The 18,128-nt window shown below is 45.3% G+C and carries 13 protein-coding genes; 7 read left to right on the top strand and 6 right to left on the bottom strand.

All coding sequences use genetic code 11. The features are described 5' to 3' along the window. Positions 1-225 precede the first annotated feature (225 nt). The 3 genes from RB622_RS12600 to RB622_RS12590 all read left to right on the top strand — a co-directional run bounded on the left by RB622_RS12600 (position 226) and on the right by RB622_RS12590 (position 4,259). Positions 226-2,151: a VCBS repeat-containing protein gene (locus RB622_RS12600; protein WP_308046911.1), complete on the top strand. Its 1,926-nt coding sequence runs from the start codon at positions 226-228 to the stop codon at positions 2,149-2,151. A 190-nt stretch (positions 2,152-2,341) separates the two neighbouring features. Then, positions 2,342-3,022, top strand: a complete 681-nt coding sequence (locus RB622_RS12595; RefSeq protein WP_308046910.1) for a metal-dependent hydrolase — start codon at positions 2,342-2,344, stop codon at positions 3,020-3,022. A 97-nt stretch (positions 3,023-3,119) separates the two neighbouring features. Continuing rightward, positions 3,120-4,259, top strand: a complete 1,140-nt coding sequence (locus tag RB622_RS12590; RefSeq protein ID WP_308046909.1) for an META domain-containing protein — start codon at positions 3,120-3,122, stop codon at positions 4,257-4,259. A gap of 131 nt (positions 4,260-4,390) precedes the next feature. On the opposite strand, the gene RB622_RS12585 is transcribed toward RB622_RS12590, so the two are convergent. The 6 genes from RB622_RS12585 to RB622_RS12560 all read right to left on the bottom strand — a co-directional run bounded on the left by RB622_RS12585 (position 4,391) and on the right by RB622_RS12560 (position 11,897). Continuing rightward, positions 4,391-6,151, bottom strand: a complete 1,761-nt coding sequence (locus tag RB622_RS12585; protein ID WP_308046908.1) for an FAD-dependent oxidoreductase — start codon at positions 6,149-6,151, stop codon at positions 4,391-4,393. Between the two features lie 17 nt (positions 6,152-6,168). Further along, on the bottom strand, positions 6,169-7,365 hold the full coding sequence (locus RB622_RS12580) for an FAD-dependent oxidoreductase (RefSeq protein WP_308046907.1): 1,197 nt from the start codon (positions 7,363-7,365) through the stop codon (positions 6,169-6,171). Between the two features lie 125 nt (positions 7,366-7,490). Then, positions 7,491-8,336, bottom strand: coding sequence for a heme-binding protein (locus tag RB622_RS12575; RefSeq protein WP_308046906.1), 846 nt, complete (start codon positions 8,334-8,336; stop codon positions 7,491-7,493). Between the two features lie 50 nt (positions 8,337-8,386). Further along, positions 8,387-9,577, bottom strand: coding sequence for a ferritin-like protein (locus tag RB622_RS12570; protein WP_308046905.1), 1,191 nt, complete (start codon positions 9,575-9,577; stop codon positions 8,387-8,389). Positions 9,578-9,588: 11 nt separating this feature from the next. Then, complete coding sequence (locus RB622_RS12565; RefSeq protein ID WP_308046904.1) at positions 9,589-11,457, bottom strand: GMC family oxidoreductase; 1,869 nt, start codon at positions 11,455-11,457, stop codon at positions 9,589-9,591. A 23-nt stretch (positions 11,458-11,480) separates the two neighbouring features. Then, positions 11,481-11,897 carry a hypothetical protein gene (locus RB622_RS12560; RefSeq protein ID WP_308046903.1) on the bottom strand — a complete coding sequence of 139 codons (417 nt, stop codon included), beginning with the start codon at positions 11,895-11,897 and terminating at the stop codon, positions 11,481-11,483. A gap of 537 nt (positions 11,898-12,434) precedes the next feature. Here RB622_RS12560 and RB622_RS12555 point away from each other — a divergent pair. From RB622_RS12555 to RB622_RS12540, 4 genes are all read left to right on the top strand, one after another. After that, positions 12,435-12,896, top strand: coding sequence for an SRPBCC domain-containing protein (locus RB622_RS12555; protein WP_308046902.1), 462 nt, complete (start codon positions 12,435-12,437; stop codon positions 12,894-12,896). Positions 12,897-12,954: 58 nt separating this feature from the next. Continuing rightward, complete coding sequence (locus RB622_RS12550) at positions 12,955-13,521, top strand: DUF4256 domain-containing protein (RefSeq protein WP_308046901.1); 567 nt, start codon at positions 12,955-12,957, stop codon at positions 13,519-13,521. Positions 13,522-13,689: 168 nt separating this feature from the next. Continuing rightward, on the top strand, positions 13,690-14,544 hold the full coding sequence (locus RB622_RS12545) for a two-component regulator propeller domain-containing protein (protein WP_308046900.1): 855 nt from the start codon (positions 13,690-13,692) through the stop codon (positions 14,542-14,544). 63 nt (positions 14,545-14,607) lie between these two features. Next, complete coding sequence (locus RB622_RS12540; RefSeq protein ID WP_409021425.1) at positions 14,608-17,850, top strand: two-component regulator propeller domain-containing protein; 3,243 nt, start codon at positions 14,608-14,610, stop codon at positions 17,848-17,850. Positions 17,851-18,128: the final 278 nt, after the last annotated feature.

Here is an 18,128-nt window from a genome sequence, read left to right as displayed (position 1 = left end):
AAAACTATTATTCAAATATTTTTTAGGATTTTATTTTTAAATAATTTAAAGGTATTTCCAGCGCTCCTCCGCCATTCCCCCATCTCTACTTTCCATAAGTGACTGGAATACCGATAAAAAATGGGCAACGGGATAGTCGGAGTTGAAATACCCGGCGTACTTCCTTAAAAAACATCATATTGTCTTTGAACTGTGTCTGCAACGACTCATCAAACCCTGTCAAAAATGAAATTAGCCTGTGGTATTATTATACTTTTCGCGTCCGTGGCTTTACAACCACCCGCGGGTAAAAAACCAGCCAATCCCGTTTTACCGGATCTGGTCAGGCTGGAATATCAGAATAAGGATCTGGTGACGGATCTTGGCGGCGGTCTTTGGGCATGGCCCCTGCCCATGGATTATGACCAGGATGGCGATATGGACATGGTGCTGTCCTGCCCGGATGCACCCTTCAACGGGCTATATTTTTTTGAAAACAAATCCGGAAAAAAAGTGCCGGTTTTTGAAGCACCGGTACGCATTGGGGCAGGCCTTAAAAATCCGCAGGTCTCTTATGTCGACGGCAAACCGAGAGTCCTGGACCAGGGCTCAGAAATGATTGATTTTATAGCCGCTCAGGGCAGCCGGAAAGTATTGCTTTATTCGCCGGATTCTCTTCAGCGCGATTTCAAAAAGAAACCGCGTTTTACCGAATGGAAATTCGTCGACTACGACAATGATTCGGACCTGGATTTGGTGGCTGGTATTGACGACTGGCTTGACTACGGCTGGGACACGGGGTATGATTCTTCCGGAAAATGGATAACCGGCACCCTGCATGGTTACGTTTATCTGATAGAAAATCAGAATGGCACTTATCACAACAAAGGAAGGATTAAAGCGGGCGGGAAAATATTGGACATATACGGTCCGCCATCCCCCAACTTTGCAGATTTTGACAGTGACGGCGATCTCGACTTGATCTGCGGCGAATTTGTAGATAAACTTACCTGGTTTGAAAATACAGGCTCCCGTGAAAAACCTGAATACGCCGAAGGAAAACATCTTTCCAACAGCACCGGCGCCATCAGAATGGATCTCGAAATGATTATTCCGGTGGCTGTTGACTGGGATAAGGACGGGCATGTGGACCTGATCGTTGGTGATGAAGATGGGCGCGTGGCGTATATTAGAAATACAGGTAAAAAGAAAGACAGGATGCCGGTTTTTGAAGCGCCGTTTTACTTTCAGCAAAAAGCAGGAAATGTGAAATCGGGTGCCTTGGCGACACCTGTCAGTGTGGATTGGGATCATGACGGAGACGAAGACATTATCACAGGCAATTCCGCAGGGTATATCACATTTATTAAAAACAAAAACGGCGGTTCTAATCCCGACTGGGCGGCTCCGCAATTTTTAAAAGCGGATGGAAAGGTGATTCGGTTGCAGGCCGGACCGAACGGCTCCATTCAGGGACCTTGTGAAACCAAATGGGGGTATACCACCCTGTCGGTAACCGACTGGGATGGAGATGGGCTCCACGATATTATTGTGAATTCGATATGGGGGAAAGTCGAATGGTTCCGTAACAAAGGCAGTAAAAAATCCCCTGTCCTGGCCAAATCCCAGCCGGTCCTGGTCGACTGGGGTGATGTGGTGCCAAAACCAAAATGGAACTGGTGGACCCCGCAACCCAATGAACTAGCTACGCAGTGGCGGACCACGCCTTATGCAACCGACTGGAACAAGGATGGCCTTACCGATCTTGTCATGCTGGATCATGAAGGATATCTGGCGTTTTTCGAACGCTTCCGGAAAAATAACGCCCTTTTTCTCAAACCGGGAAAAAGAATCTTTTACAATGAAACCGGCAGCGAATTACTCCGTTTAAACCAGAAACAAAATGGTGGCAGCGGAAGAAGGAAATTCACCCTGACCGACTGGGACAACGACGGCGACCTGGATATGCTGATCGACAGCAAAAATGTTGATTTCTACGAGAATCTGGGCGAACAGGATGGCAAAGTAAAATTCAAAAACCAGGGTAATCTTTCGAGCCGAAAACTGGCCGGTCACGATACTAGCCCTACAACCGTTGACTGGGATAAAAACGGGGTCCGCGACCTGTTGGTCGGCGCGGAGGACGGCCATTTCTATTATTTAAAGCGATAAAACCCTGTTTAAAAAAGGATTCAACGATTTTCTACCTACGCAGCTGGCCTTGTTTATCTTGGATAAACAAGGCCAGCTGCGTGATAACCCGTCCGGTTTGCAGCCGAGCATTTCAACGATGATGTCTAAGTATTGATTTGTCTATTGATTCTGTATAACAAATTACTATTATTGCATTAAAAACATAACGATGAAAATTACGTATTATGGTCATTCTTGCTTCTCGGTCGTGGCTGGTGGAAAGCATATCTTATTTGACCCCTTTATTTCGGGAAATGAATTGGCAAAACATATCAACATTGATGACATAAAAGCCGATTATATCTTTGTATCCCACGGACATTTTGACCACATGCTCGATGTCGTGGCGATCGCCAACCGTACCGGGGCAATGGTTGTCGGAGGCTGGGAACTGTACGGCTATTTTGGTAAAGAAGGCGTTAAAAATGTCCATCCATTGAATCCGGGCGGCAAGGTAACCTTCGATTTTGGCACTGTAAAAGCGGTGATCGCACAACATTCAAGCAGCTTCCCGGATGGAAGTTATGCCGGTGTAGCGAGCGGTTTTGTTTTAAAAACTGTTGACGGCAACTTTTATTACAGCGGCGATGCCGGACTTTCCCTTGACATGACCTTAATCCCCAAATGGGCTGACTTAGACTTCGCGGTTTTTCCAATTGGCGATGTGCTGACCATGGGTGTCGAAGACGCGATCGAAGCGGCACAATTTGTTAAAACAACCAGGATCGTAGGCGTACACTATGATACATTCGGGTTTATCAAATTAGATAAATCAGAAGCCATTCAAACCTTTAAGAATGCCGGCCTGACCCTTCATCTACCTGACATAGGCAATAGTATTGATATTTAAGTGCAAAACCAAACAGTGCTATTGAAATATTGCCCATAATACCCCAACGAGGAAATCAACTGATTTTGTTCAAAACATTCATCAAGCAAAACGTAAAATGAAAAAATTCATCCTCTTTGTTTTCTTTGCCTTTATGGCGTTTACAAATGGCGCAGTGAGTCAAAAACCCGCCAATCGAGAAAAACACCAGCCCTCGAAATCTCCCGCGCTTTCGGGTAGCTGGGCGTTAAATTACATTTCCGGTCCCCGGATTGCATTTGACGGATTGTATCCTGAAAATAAACCCACGCTTATCCTGAATGCACCACTTTCTGAATTTAGCGGCAATAGCAGCTGTAACGGATATGGGGGAAAAGTCAGTGTAAAAGGCAGCAAAATCACCTTTGGGGATGCTATCGCGACCATGATCGCTTGTGAAGGCAACGGGGAGCAGGTTTATTTTAAAACACTGAAACAAATTACCTCCTACAACATCAGCAGCGACGGAAATACATTAAGCCTCCTGACCAATGATGTTCCGATGATGCGTTTTAACAGAAAAAATAACACCGAATCGGACGGACATACGAGCGCTCAATCGCTGGATTGGCCCGGGACTTATCACGGCATTACACCCTGTGCGGATTGCGAAGGTATTGAAACAACCATTTCTCTGGAAAAGAACCTTACATTTCAAATCGAGCGAAAATATCTGGGTAAAAAAAGTGCGTCTTTTAAGTCGAGCGGAACATTTTCATGGCGCAAAGACGGAAACTCGATTCTCCTGAGAGAAGCGAAGAACAGTACAACGATTTTCCATGTCGGAGAACAGAAACTAATACAGCTGGATAAAAAAGGAAATGCGATCACAGGTCCCCATGCGGATCGATACATTCTTACGATGCAATCCTCTGATATAACCGAAAAATATTGGAAACTGATCGACATCGGCGGCAAACCCCTTGCAAAAAATGATAGCCGCGAACCGCATATCATCCTCAAATCCCAGGGAGGACGTTTCAAAGGGCACGGCGGGTGCAATGTGCTCAACGGACAGTATGAGTTAAAAGCCGACAGCCGCATCGCTTTCTCGAAAATTATTACCACAAAAATGGCCTGCCAAAATACCGATAATGAACAACGACTCATAAAAGTCCTGCAAACCGCTACGCGTTACACATTGAAAGGAGAAACTTTATTGCTAAGCTCTTCAAAGAATGTTCCGCTGGCAAGGTTTGAAGCTGTTTACCTTAAATAACAACGGAGCTATCATCCTGATTGACAGTAAAATTTTTGTCTAAGTATTTTGTAAATGATCAGATAACGAATGAAGACCTTGCCGGAAAATTCGGCAAGGTCTTCATTCGTTAAGATTTATAGGCACAGCACTTACCAGCCCATGTAATACCCTTTACTCAACCAAACAGGACGTTTCATACCAAAATGCTCCTGCAACATTTTTTCCGCCTCACAGAAAGCACCTTCCACCCAACCCTGCTGGTCCGAATACGCTTCCCCGCAGATATGAATCTGTTCGTTGGCATCCGGTTTGCGCATGTAAGGCATCACATCTTTCACGGAAACACCCGCTTTCCACGCGTGGTATCCGGCGCCAAAAGGATCATCGGTCCAGTCTCTGAAATATGTCACATAGGGATCCGGAATGGCCACCATTTTCCCATGCACTTCACGGAGCTGCGACATCACTTCATCCACCATCAGCTGCGTTGCCTGAACATGGTCCAGCGACTTCAACTCATTAAGTGAGGCAGATTTGGCCGCTTTCACCTTGAACAAAACCTTGTCATCCGAAAGCGCCTTCCAGAAAGTTTCCGTTTCCATATCTCCATAACTGCCCAGCAACATCGAATTGTCAGTCACAGGGTCCGTCCCGAAATAATAACATTGACGTATCGGTAAATCCGTAATCGAATGTCCGGAATCCAACCCAAGTTGTTTCCACCAGGGATGCTTGAAGCCCATCAGAATTTTAAAAGCAGGTTCCATGATAATGGAGCGTATGTTTTTATCCAGAACAGTATTTTCATTAACATTGAAAAAGAAATTGTCCTGATCGAGCAGTTCCAGCGATTTGCGCGGCATCGCCAAAATCAGTGTGTTGGCATATGCTTTCCATCGCTTATTTGTTTTCAGGTTCAGGAAAGTGAGCTCATATCGATAACCCTTTTCAGCATGATCTCTTGTGAAAGTGAGCAGTTTATTTTCCGACCAGATACAGGCCCCGTCATGCCCCATGTATTGATTAGCCAAAGCATAAGCAATGCTGTCGTAGCCTTCGTCGATCGTTTTGTAGGTAATGTTTTCAGAGAAATCTCCAACCATATATGGAAATGCCTCGGCAGCGTTCCAGTTGATGGTATTGGAATAATAACCGCCCGCATTGGCTAAAAACGAATATCCTTCCTGCGATACCTGGTCTTTGATCAGGTTCCAGAAACCCAGGTCATTCACTTTCCGTCCGTCATAAGGAGAGCCCTTGAAATGATAGGTCAGTTTAGGTTTTACTTCGTCCCAGTCCCGGCTCGTCAGCATAAAGCTAAAATCATACTGAGAAGGGCCCTTCGACACTTTGTCCGAATAGTTTCCGACAAACCAGGGATCGGCCGTTAATACCTCGTAAATAATTTTATTGAACAGCTGATCGGAGCTGAAACCGTGGTCATCTTCATTGAGGTAATACCTGGTTTGAAGTTTTTCGCCATAACGCTGTGCAATATTCCACGCATCCTGTTTGAAATGCTGCTTACGCAAATAGAATAACAATTCTGCGGGATTACCCATGGGGAAATCCACCGGCGTCATTTTGTCTTTCAGTACCGGCGTTCGCTTGCTGAGATCTGGTTCCGAGACGGGATAGCCTTCAATGAGTGTGGTCACAATTTCCTGGGAAGTCAGGTAGCGCATCCCGCCAAGTTCTCCCCAGAAGTTCATTCCCGGCATGATGACGGATTCCAGCCTGCCGCCAAGTCTTTCGCTCATGTCAAATATCTGCACCTGATCGGCCGTGTATTTTTTATGTTCTGTCAACCGGTAAGCACTGTAAAGGCCCGAAGTCCCGGCACCTATGATGGCCACCTCAATTTTCATTCCGGGCGCCATGCCGCTGTTAAGTGGAGTATTCTTATTCATCGTGGTTATTGTCGGATTTAAATAGCTTTGAAAAAATTATATCCCAGTTTGAACGGAGTAATATCGAAGTCCGAATGTCCGTCAAGAGATAGATCGGTTAATATTTTGCCTAAAAACGGCGTAAACTTCGCGGCCCAACCTGTCGCGTAAACGACTATGTTTTTATTGTTGGGCACATAAGGCGGCGCGAAATCAATCAGCAGTTCCTTATTGGCAATCTTGCTGAGCGCGATCAGACAGGTGGAAGTAAAATGCGGAACAGGGTCCAATCCGGTCATGTGATTTTTGATCCATTCCGATGTATAAGCGAGCTCCTGCGAGTTAGGCACTAAACTTCTCTGGTCGGGATCTGATAAGGGATCAATCACAAAATCCGGCGCTACCCTGATATACTCAGGATGATCCCAGACCACGCCCGGAAAACCATAGAACTGATTCCCGTTTTGCGCAATGGCATTCTGAAAGACAAACCAGGTGGGGTATTGCATGGAAGGATCCGTTTTTTTGAAATAAGCGGACGACATATTCCAGTAAGTCGCTTCGATTCTGAAGTTTAACAAGTTGATAACATTGTCAATGTACGGCCCGGGCACAAGGATCAGTTTTTCACTGATAAATGTTCCTTTCGGTGTCACGACCTCGAATAATTTGCCCACCTGTTTTATATCCGTAACAGGCGATTCTTCTTTCAAGGTAATATGAGCACTTTTCTCTGCGGCCTCGTATAACGTTTCGATCGTGGCTTTAAAATCAATGCTGGCTCCGTCCGCCTGGAAAAGACCGGTATAAGTATCGGGCAAGTTTTTAAAATGATACTTTCCCTCAATTTCTTTCGAAGTCAATGTCGTGTAGGGGACATTTAATGCTTTGAGCGCCTGTTCTGCTTCGGCGATATTACCCTCGGTGGAATGCACAGCCGGATCGCCAAACCAGAGCGTCCCAACTTTATCCAGTAATTTCCGGGGAGTCCTATTTTGTAATTCGTTCCAGAAAGGCTGAGCATCCAGCGCCATTTGTACCATGTACTCCTCCGGGTACGGAATGCGGTATTGCCGCGATACCCCTGCCGAACTACCCAGCTGATTTTTGAAGTTAAACTGTTCGAGCACCAGTGTCTTGCAGCTTCTTTTATTTAAATGATAAGCCGTGGCCAACCCGATAGCGCCTCCGCCAATGACGATGACATCGAAGTGATTACCTGTTTCTTTTGTCATAATTTCAGATGTTTGAGGGGAAGACTATAATACTTATGTCAATTAAAGGCCCGGTAACTGATCTTTCTTTTTTAATTTGGTGATTGTAGAAACACGAGCCGGAAACAAGTTCCGGCTCCAATCCCTTATTGTTTAACCATCGTGTTGATGTTCACGTGAGGCCACTGTATCAGTTTCGATGGATCACCAAACTGAGGAATGAACTCGATGATTGTTGTTTGAGAATACTGCAATTGCAGGAATGTGCCCCCGGTTGTCGGGTTTCGCACGGTTTCTATCCAGAATGTTGCTTCAAAACTGGTTGTGTTGGCATTTTTTGTAATGAAGGGAATATTGGAAATACCTCCCTGGTTCGCGGTGCTGATGGAGATATTGGTAGACGAAACAATGGTTTGTCCGCTGATAGCATCAAGCAAAGTGGCATGCGGGTTTATTTTGTTAAACCCCTGCATGGGCACAAGATAAGGATCTGTGTACCCCAATGGCATTCGGCCCGGCCCGGTAATCGGCAGGGTGCTTATCGGCTGGATCGGCGGCGGCCCGGCTGTAACCGATGAACCTCCCAGAGCCAACAGCGAGTCTCCGTGCGGAACCGACGCCTGTCGCGCAATACTGAAATCACTTGGACAATCCGGCAGCAAGAGCCAGGTTCCATTTTCAGCATGCAGCAAACTTCCGTCCACATTACTGTGCACACTCAGGCTATACAGCAAAGTGGGCACCTGCTGAATAATGTCCGTTCCACGGTTCGGCGTTGGCGTACTTAATGGTGTAATCGTAAGCGTTTCCGTGTAGGGTTGCACCAGCAGCAAAAAGCCGCCTTTCTGGTTCGGAACCGCTACCAGGTTCCAGCCTTTGTTTCCTACCCAGGTGCCAATCAGGTCTGTAAGCGGACCAAACATGGAGGTAGTTTCAGAAACCTCGCCGCCAAGCCTTATGGTTTGGGCGACATTACTTGATACTTTTAACATAGGGATTAAGTTTACGGTGATCATTGTATGGTTAAAATTATTCGGGGTAACTATGGCTCGAATTCGAAGGTAGGGCCAGCCATCATGCCGGAATCTGCCAGCGGAATGTTCATCAGTTCGGTCGCCAGATATTTCAGTTTATACATCAGGGCTATCCCTTTCATAAGCTGTTCCGGTTCACCATTGCAGGCTTTATGAATCTGGTCAAGCAGTTGGGTATACGCCTGATTAAACTCCTTCGCTTTTGCCAGTAAGTCAGGCTGATCCTTGTAATCCGCTACTTTCGGATTCGCTTTCATGTTATGGACCGCGATCCAGTCAACCACGATTGGCTCACCCGTAGGGCCGCTTTTCGGTGTGTCATCTTCGGCATACATGCGCTCCATCAACAGCTCGTTGAACCGGAAATAGTGCGCATACTCCGTTGTCTGATCGAATAATTTCGCGTCCGAGTCTTCGATGGTATCGTCTATTCCCTCCCCCTGCCCTACAATTTCTTCGATTGCTTCCCGGGCGTTTTCGATGCTGTACACCGGTACAATCATGCCTCCGCTCCCATAATAATGCTCCTGCGTTACCTGTCTTTTGTGAATTTCTGGATCATTGATAAAAATCCCTCCCGGTGTATTGGCATTTACATATTCAATCCCCAGCATAATAGCCTGATAAAACTGTCCTATCGTTTGGAAACCGGGATCTTCAAACAATAGATCAACCGCCTGTTCGGGATCTATTTTCGGAAGTGGCGGTGAAGGCTTTTCAATTTTGAGAAAAACGTCGATGCTTTCTTTCGAGAACTTTTCAAGCCCAACAATGAAAGACTTATCACTTCCGGGAAGATAGCCGGGATATGTCGGAACAAATTCCTTTTGATTGATGACCGGCTTGCCGCCAATGGCGTTAAGAATGTTGGCTGCCAGGATCATGTGCAGCATTTCTTCCACCACGACACTGCGGATAATCGTCGAGGCGACGGTATTCGTACCTTCTTTGATCGAATAAAGGGCGCAAAGGTATGGTGGTATCGTCGAATGTTCCAGCGCAACAGCCGTTTGCAGGTTACGTTTCAGATCCTCCAATGTTCTGATCAAGGGCTGCGGAAATTGCTCCCGTCCGGCAGCCTCTGCGGTAAATAAGCGGGCAACAGGAACGGCCGGTAATGCCTTGATCAGTTTCTGACGTTTCGGATTGCCCGGCTGCGTTGTTGATTCGGTATATATTTTGTTTAGTAACTCGCTCATCGGTGAAAAACTTAAAGTTGTTTGAGGATATTTTCGGCAACGTTGAACGCCAGCGCCGTCATGGTCAGGGTTGGATTTGATGTGCCCAGCGTAGGCATATTTCCACAACCCGCCAGAAACAAATTGTCATGATCCCAGCAGCGCTGATCTTTATCCACGACCGAATCGTCTTTTGTAAAACCCATCCGGTGCGTGCCCACAATATGCCCTGCCCCCCGGAAAGTATACCCCTGGCCTTTATAAACCACGTAGTCCGGGTCCGTCACAGGATTGTAAACCGTATGATCTTCAATATCGTTTGCCTCAAAAATCTGATCGGAAACGATCTTGGCGGCTTCAAACGATTTCAGCATGTAGTCGCTTACACTATAATGAATGACCGGTTTGTAATTCCCAAGAGCATCTTTGTAAGCGGGATCAATGGTCACCCGGTTTCCCGGCTCCGGGCTTTGTTCGACCTCAAAATGCAGCAAGATCTGGCGGGTCACCACTTCATTGATGTGATCGCGCAGCGCCTTGCCGAACAGACCATTGGCAATGGCGGCGCTGACATCGGAACCCGGCGAAAAAACAGGCCAGCTCCATCCCCAGTTATCAATGGGCGATATCCAGGCAGCGTGTTCTTTTCTGAACGCACCGTCCCGGAAAGTTGGAATGTTGGTTGTCGATCCTGGTCCGCGGTAGGGATAAACTTTTTCCTTTGAAAGACCCCAGGTTAACATCACCAAATGATCCATCAGGTTACGGCCGACCTGATCACTCGTATTGGCAGCATCGGAGGCCAGTAAAATCTTGGCATTTTCAATGGCGCTCGCAGCCAGGACATAAATCGTGCCTTTGGCAAGCCGGGTTGCATGCTCCGGTTCGCCGGGATTCTCGTACCGTTTGTATGCTACGCCGTCCACACGTTTCGTTTTTCTGTCAATCATGATCCTCGACACCACCGACCGCGTGGATATTTCCAGATTTTCCTGACTTGCCTTTTTAAGTGTTTTCAGGGCATTATATTTGGCCTGCACCGGGCAAATGGGCACGCAGCTCGCATTGCCTTCGCAGCGTTCTCCCGTATAATTATCCCAGAGCGACGGGATCGTGCTGTACTGATCTGCCTTCGCTAACCGGAGTTTCTTTTTCGTTTTATCCCAGACTATTTTACTGTATGCATAACGGGTATTGGGTACAGAATTGCGACCTTGCGGGGTACTGATGCAGCTCAGCTCATAGGTTCTATCGTTCACCGTTACTTTAAGCCGGTCTGTTTTCTTGGCAATCAGCCCATCCATGTAACTCTGTGGGATTTTTCTCATCGGATACACATAATCTTCTCCAAAGAAATCGGGGCCGATACCCGGATAATGCTGATCTTCCACATTCCCTGAGACACCTATTTCCAGCTCGGCCATTTCATAATAGGGTTTCAGATGCTCATAGGTTATCGGCCAATCCACGTTTTGATCGTACACCGACTTCATTCTAAAATCGTTGGGAAGCATACGCAGCGTCGTGCCAAGCCAGTGCAATGTCGTGCCACCCGGCCCCCGCATGCAGTCACTGGCAAAAGGCAGCGGCCCTTTTTGCACCAGATAACCCGGAGGTGGGGCTTGTCCCGGTTGCAGTTTCTGAATTTCAAGGACATCAATCGACGGCGCGTCTTTCAGATCCGGGTACGGTGAATTGGGTACCTTTGCCGGAGCATTGTAGAAAGTCTGGATATAATCCTGATAAACATTGTAAGCCGCCTCCCCTTCCAGTGCGATACCGGCCTGCAAACCGGCTTCAAGTATCAGTACTTTTTTGCCGGCATTCGTTAAAGTTTTGGCAATTACTGAGCCCGCTATACCCGAACCCACAATCACCACATCATAATGTTTTGATTCCATTTTCTCAGCTTTTTAGATGACGATTACAAAGGAGGCATACTCCAGGAGCCAAATCCCGGTTGTTTCGCGCCAGGCGGGTGTGCCTGTGCAGCATCCCAGACAAGTCCCTGCACGTAGGCCTGGCCATCTATGACATCATTTCCCCAATTACCTGTATACCACATCGTAATGATTGACCCGGCAAGGCCGTTGTACGACGAGGGCTGCATAAGTCTGGAGGTTATGGCCTGATTAATTTTTTCAGCCGCATTTCCATTTTCCAGTAAAATTTTTTCTACTTCCTCAAAAAAGTACATAAAGTTCGCCTGCCCCGTATTGGCCTGCAAAGCATGATAGTAGGTATCAAACATACCGGTTCCGTAAAGCTCAGCCTTGTTAAAACCTGTAAGAAGCACTGAGATTTCAAGAAATAAAGTTTGGGGGGTTACGTCTTGTTTCATGATTATTAATCCTGCTTTTAGAGCCATCTAACCATATTATAAAAGGCTCGCAGGTTGGCTAAAGGGAATGATTCCCGATTAAGTTGAAGTTCATGGAAAGCAACATATCAACAGTTTCCCCTCAGCAATGGCTACATCACCAAGGTATACTTGTCGCATAGGAGGGCATAAAAATCAGATACTATTCAAAAAACGTTGAGTTTGGCTGATGTCATATTTATTTGTAGTTTATGTAAAATAATTATGACACAATATATACATAAACCTAGAAAATATTATAATAGTAATACAATTATCGAACGGAAATTTATTTAACGGTAAGAATCGGCGGGATTCATTCATATCTTCGGTTATCGACAATATTGATTTTGTGCATTCAGGAGCAATTTAAACGATTATATATATACGTAATTCACTTGGCAACTTACCTCCCGTATGGAACGTTTGCGCAATGCCGTGCATTTTTGAAAAGAAATCCGGAAGATCGCTTCGATAATCCTGACAGGTATTAAGAAAAAAATTCAAAATAATAAACCCATGGAAAAACCAGAAAACAGAGAAACCCGAATGACCAGAACATTTAAGGCGTCCATTGCACCGATGTGGGAAGTCTGGACTAACCCTGAACACATTGCAAACTGGTGGGGACCTAATGGATTTACCAATACAATTCATAAAATGGACTTTCAGGAAGGAGGCGAATGGAGATTAACGATGCGAGGACCCGATGGAACAAGCTATCCCAACCGGAGCATTTTCAAGGAAATCATTCCGTTAAAAAAAATCGTATTTGAGCACTTCAATCCGCATTTTGTTACCACGGTTCTCTTTGAATCCAAAGGGCAAGAAACGGTAATAGATTGGTCACTGTTATTTGACACCGCTGAAATGTGTGAAATTGTGACCAAAACACACAAAGCAGACGAAGGCCAGAAGCAGAATCTAGAAAAACTTGAAAAATATCTGTCCAATCTTCTTCGTGAAGAAAACGTCGAATAAAATTGCATTTATTCGCCTGATACATTTTTTTTAAGCAATAAATAAAAACACGAACCAGATGCATAGCAATAAAAAAGAGCTTCCGCAGGAACAGCGCGACGAATTACTTAGCACAATAAAAGTCCGTTTTGAGAAAAACATGAGCCGTCATCAAGGTCTCGAATGGACCAAAGTACAGGCCAGGCTGGAGGCTGATACCAAAAAACTGTGGTCACTGAATGAAATGGAAACAAGTGGCGGCGAACCGGATGTTGTCGGTCACGATAAAAAAACGGGCGAATACATTTTTTTCGATTGTTCAGCAGAAAGTCCCAAAGGTCGCAGAAGTATTTGTTATGATCATGAAGCGCTGGAATCCAGAAAAGAACATAAGCCGGAAAACAGCGCTGTTGAGATGGCCAGAGACATGGGCATTGAACTTTTAACTGAAGAACAATACCGCGCTTTACAGCAACTTGGAAATTTCGATTTAAAAACGTCCAGCTGGGTTGTTACACCTGCAGCCATCAGAAAGCTTGGCGGTGCCTTCTTTTGTGACCGCCGCTATAACCATGTCTTCCTGTATCACAACGGCGCAGAATCTTACTATGCCGCCAGAGGATTCCGCGGTTGGCTGAGGGTGTAAATTTCACCCGGCATTTCAAACCAAACAGGATCAACTCCACCTAACCCACTTCTGATAATTAAACCGTCAATTCAAAAAGTAATCGTAATTTCGTACGTAAAACTTCTGAGTAATTGACGTATGAATTATGTCTGCAAAGTGAAAAGCAAGACCGGATTGATTGCATTCATGATAATTTTTACCAGCTTTTTTTCCTTTGGATTCCAGAGAGAAAAAGGCCGGGTGCTTAATTATACCCTAAAACAAGGCTTGTCTTTTGGCATCGTCAACAGTATTGTTCAGGACGATAAAGGATTGATGTGGTTTGCCACGAGTGACGGCCTCAATCAGTTTGACGGCAATACCTTCAAAATATTCAAGTTCAACGCGGATAACAAAAACAGCATCTCCGGAAATTATGTAAAATCCATTTTTAAGGACAAAGATGGTGTTATTTGGGTTTCCTCCCGTAACGGACTTAATGAATTTTCAGCTGATAAAGAGCAATTTGTCCGTCACCACCCTTCTCCTGCCAACAACAATACCGACAATGATGTCAGTGATATCAGCCAGGCAAGAAACGGGGATTTGTGGCTTTCTTTGAATGGGAGCGGTTTTTGTTCTTTTGACAGGAAAAAGAAAAGTTTCACCTATTACAACCAAAGCACACTGCCAATACTGGCCTCCAACGCCATCTTAAATATTTTTGAAGACTCTCATAATCTGCTTTGGGCGGGGACACGTGACTCAGGGATAGAGGTTTTCCGCATTGACAAAAACCGGAAGCTAACAAAGTCTGGTCTGGACCTTTCCGCTTTGCCTGACGCCCGTATCAACAGTATTTACGAAGATTCCCTTGGCAACATCTGGATTGCTTCCTCCAAAGGACTCATCTTTTTTAAGCGCAGCAACGGTAAATTTCACGTACTAAAATTAAACACCTTTCACGGGAGTAATATTTGCCTTTCTCTCCTGCAAGACCAAAAGAAAAGGCTGTTGATTGGTGTGCAGGACGGAGGATTGTATAGCCTTGACCTTAACTAGGTTCAGGAACGAGAACCCACCCAATTTTCATTTGAACCCGTAAAAAACTCCCGCGGTCAAGGTATTACCCAGCGTTCCATCCAGTCACTTTTTATGGATAAAGACTACAATATCTGGCTGGGCACGTACGGTGAAGGGGTATATCTGATCAGCAGCATCGCAGAAAAATTCCAGCATTTCGAAAAGAAAGTCGTGGACGAACGGGCAGAAGGTTATCTGCGATATTATGGCATGTGTGCGGATAAAGATGGAAACTTATGGCTTGGAACCGACGGCGACGGCATTTATAAAACCAAAAGCACAGGTGAAATAATCAAGCATTACCCGGTTACAAACAAACCCGGAGGCCTCTCTGACGGTGCGGTTATTTCCGCTTACCGGGACAGTGGCGGCAACTTGTGGTTCGGGACTTATTCCAAAGGCCTCTATCTTTACAACCCGGCGACCGACTCCTTCAAACAATATGCCAACGAACCGGGAAATCTCCGGAGCCTGCCCAAAAATGATGTCCGGGTAATTTTTGAAGATTCAAAAAAGACGATCTGGGTCGGCACTAATGGCGGCGGGCTTTGCCGGATGAACAGAACAACCGGCACTTTCAGCCAGTTTATCCCATCGAACAGCACGCTTAACGCTAATGATGTAAGGGCGATAACCGAAGATAAAAAAGGAAATCTCTGGATCGGCACTTACGGTGGCGGATTGAATTATCTGGATTCAAAAACCATGAAATTCACTTCGTTTCTAAACGACCCGAAACAAAAAGTTTTCCTTTCCAACCGTATTATTTTCTCACTTTATTTTGATAAAAAAGGACGTCTGTTCGTTGGCTCGGAGGGTAACGGACTTTTGATCGTTGATACCGGAAAGAAAACAGCCAAACTATTTTCCGAAAAAAACGGCCTGGCCAATGACGTCATTAATGCCATACAAGCCGAAAGCGAGGACAAGATCTGGGTCAGTACCAACAAAGGTCTTTCTAGAATTAATCTGCTTGATCATTCGGTCGAAAATTTTGACCGGAGCAATGGATTGCAATCAGGACAGTTCAATCCGGGTTCGGCGTTATACCATGAAAAGGAAAAATTTATCTGTTTTGGCGGAACCGAAGGCTGGAACCTGTTTTATCCAGATCAGATCAAATCTTCGCTTTACCGTCCCCGTGTTTTGGTTACAGGCATACAGCTATTCGGAAAAGATGTTCAGGTCGGTCTGGAAAAAGATGGGAAAATGATTCTCAATGAGCAGATCACGGATAAAACAAGCATTGTTCTTGATCCGAAGCAGGCCGTTTTTTCTGTTCTGTATACGGCATTAAACTATGCATATCCGGAAAGAAGCAAGTTTGCCTATAGGCTCGAAGGATTGGATAAAGACTGGAACTATGTGCTTAACGAACACGCTGCCACCTATCGTTATCTGCCCGCAGGCGATTATACTTTTAAAGTAAAAGCTTCCAATCAGGATGGGATTTGGTTTGATGATTATGCCAGCGTGCACATCCGCATCCTTCCGCCCTGGTATCAGACCTGGTGGGCCTATATGCTCTACGTGACGGCGGTAGCACTGGCTTTTTATTACTACCAGCAATATAAAATCCGACAGGCCAACCTTCAATACGAGATCAAACTGGCGCATTTTGAGACGCAGAAAGAAAAGGAACTTAATGAAAAGAAAATCTCATTTTTTACACACATTTCGCATGAATTCCGTACGCCGTTAACGCTGATCATCAATCCGGCCAAAGAGCTTTTAAAAGAAAATAACACGCAGCAGGATACCAATAGCCTGAATATCATTTATCGTAATGCAAAAAGATTGCTTAGTCTGGTTGACCAGCTTTTGCTTTTCCGGAAGGCTGAACAGAAACAGGATGAACTAAAACTGGCTGTTCATAATTTGCCCGAGCTGATCAGAGAAGTGTTTCAATACTTTTCCCATCAGGCCGAACATAAGCATATTCACTACGATTTCATCTGTGAAAACGAAGATATAGAAATCACGGCGGACCGCGAAAAAATAGAGATTGCCTTATTTAACCTGGTTTCTAACGCACTCAAATTCACACCGGAAAATGGCCGGGTAAGCATTCACTTAACCGAGACCGGGGATCAGGTTCAGATACTTGTGGCCGATTCGGGACGTGGTATTCCTAAAGAAGCGCAGGAAAAAATATTTTCCGTGTTTCACCAGTATGCCGACAGTCGTTTCCCTTCAAAAGGTGGTTTCGGAATCGGCTTGTTTCTGGCGAGAACTTTTACCGAAAGCCACTTCGGCTCATTAACCTATGACTCTGTTCCAGGAGAAGGTACTGTTTTTAAAATGACCCTTTGGAAAAAGCATCACGCACTGCGGGCGGACAATAAAACAGGTATCAAAACTGAAAATGCTTCCGTTCTTCTGGAAGAACTTGCGGAGGTGCCACCGGAGGAGACAAAGCCAACTGGCATAACCAGCGAAAGCAAACCTGTGATCGAGGAGCTGAGCGCGGACTTTGCCACGCTTCTGATCGTGGATGATGACACGGAGATCCGGCAATATTTAAGACACATTTTTACCGGAAAATACAAACTGCTGGAAGCCGTCAGCGGTGAAGAAGGACTTATGCTCGTCAAAAGGTATTTGCCCGACATTGTCATTTCCGATGTCATGATGGACGGGATTTCGGGTATTGAAATGTGCGCGCAGCTGAAAGCCGATGTTGCACTGAGTCATATTCCGGTCGTGCTGCTCACGGCCAGCTCCTCCGCGCAGATCCGTTTAAAAGGGATCGAAGGCGGGGCCGATGATTACATCAGCAAACCATTTGACAAGGATCTGCTCGTTGCTAAAATCGCTTCCATCCTTAAAAACCGAAGCGATCTGCAAAAGTATTTTTTCAACGAAATTACGCTGCAAAGTAACGATTTCAAGATCTCATCGGAGTATAAAGAATTTCTTAAAAGCTGCATCAGCATTGTCGAAAATCACCTGACCGACCCATCCTTTAATATTAAAGTATTGGCGGCTGAAATCGGGATGAGCCACTCGACATTGTATAACCGGATCAAGTCGATCTCTGGCCAGTCTACCAACAGTTTTATCCGCTTCATCAGACTGCGCCGGGCTGCTGAAATTCTGATCACCACCGACACAACCATTTCCGAAACGGCGTACCAGGTTGGTATCAATGACATCAAGTATTTCCGCGAACAGTTCAATAAACTTTTTGGCATGAAACCTTCGGAATATATAAAAAAATACAGAAAACCCTTCCATGAAAATCAGTTGATCAACAAGGATGTTTTCAGGAACAAAATGGGATAATTCGGTAAGAATATTGAAGTATGAAGCGCAAGAGAAGCCTGATTCGATTAGAATCGGGCTTTTTTATTGAAATACCCCCTTTTTAATGTGAGAATGTCCCCCGTCCGGCAGATTTAAATAATCCTACTTTTGATTGATCAATTTATAAAAAATCAGAACCCCGGCAGGACATATTATTATTTCAAGAAAGACGATTTCCAAAGGCATCTTTTCAAAATAATGAAAAATCCGCACGCAATTCTGCGCTGATTTTAAAAGCCAATTATTTAATTATTCAA

It is taken from the genome of Dyadobacter sp. LHD-138, assembly GCF_030929615.1.
Lineage (GTDB): Bacteria > Bacteroidota > Bacteroidia > Cytophagales > Spirosomataceae > Dyadobacter.
The sequence above is the reverse complement of the archived record's forward strand: the minus strand, read 5'-3'. Positions and strand labels throughout refer to the sequence as shown.

Excerpts from the sequence above, each read along its gene's own strand:
- RB622_RS12600 (WP_308046911.1), top strand. The coding sequence starts at position 226 with ATGAAATTAGCCTGTGGTATTATTATACTTTTCGCGTCCGTGGCTTTA.
- RB622_RS12595 (WP_308046910.1), top strand. The coding sequence starts at position 2,342 with ATGAAAATTACGTATTATGGTCATTCTTGCTTCTCGGTCGTGGCTGGT.
- RB622_RS12590 (WP_308046909.1), top strand. The coding sequence starts at position 3,120 with ATGAAAAAATTCATCCTCTTTGTTTTCTTTGCCTTTATGGCGTTTACA.
- RB622_RS12585 (WP_308046908.1), bottom strand. The coding sequence starts at position 6,151 with ATGAATAAGAATACTCCACTTAACAGCGGCATGGCGCCCGGAATGAAA.
- RB622_RS12580 (WP_308046907.1), bottom strand. The coding sequence starts at position 7,365 with ATGACAAAAGAAACAGGTAATCACTTCGATGTCATCGTCATTGGCGGA.
- RB622_RS12575 (WP_308046906.1), bottom strand. The coding sequence starts at position 8,336 with ATGTTAAAAGTATCAAGTAATGTCGCCCAAACCATAAGGCTTGGCGGC.
- RB622_RS12570 (WP_308046905.1), bottom strand. The coding sequence starts at position 9,577 with ATGAGCGAGTTACTAAACAAAATATATACCGAATCAACAACGCAGCCG.
- RB622_RS12565 (WP_308046904.1), bottom strand. The coding sequence starts at position 11,457 with ATGGAATCAAAACATTATGATGTGGTGATTGTGGGTTCGGGTATAGCG.
- RB622_RS12560 (WP_308046903.1), bottom strand. The coding sequence starts at position 11,897 with ATGAAACAAGACGTAACCCCCCAAACTTTATTTCTTGAAATCTCAGTG.
- RB622_RS12555 (WP_308046902.1), top strand. The coding sequence starts at position 12,435 with ATGGAAAAACCAGAAAACAGAGAAACCCGAATGACCAGAACATTTAAG.
- RB622_RS12550 (WP_308046901.1), top strand. The coding sequence starts at position 12,955 with ATGCATAGCAATAAAAAAGAGCTTCCGCAGGAACAGCGCGACGAATTA.
- RB622_RS12545 (WP_308046900.1), top strand. The coding sequence starts at position 13,690 with ATGATAATTTTTACCAGCTTTTTTTCCTTTGGATTCCAGAGAGAAAAA.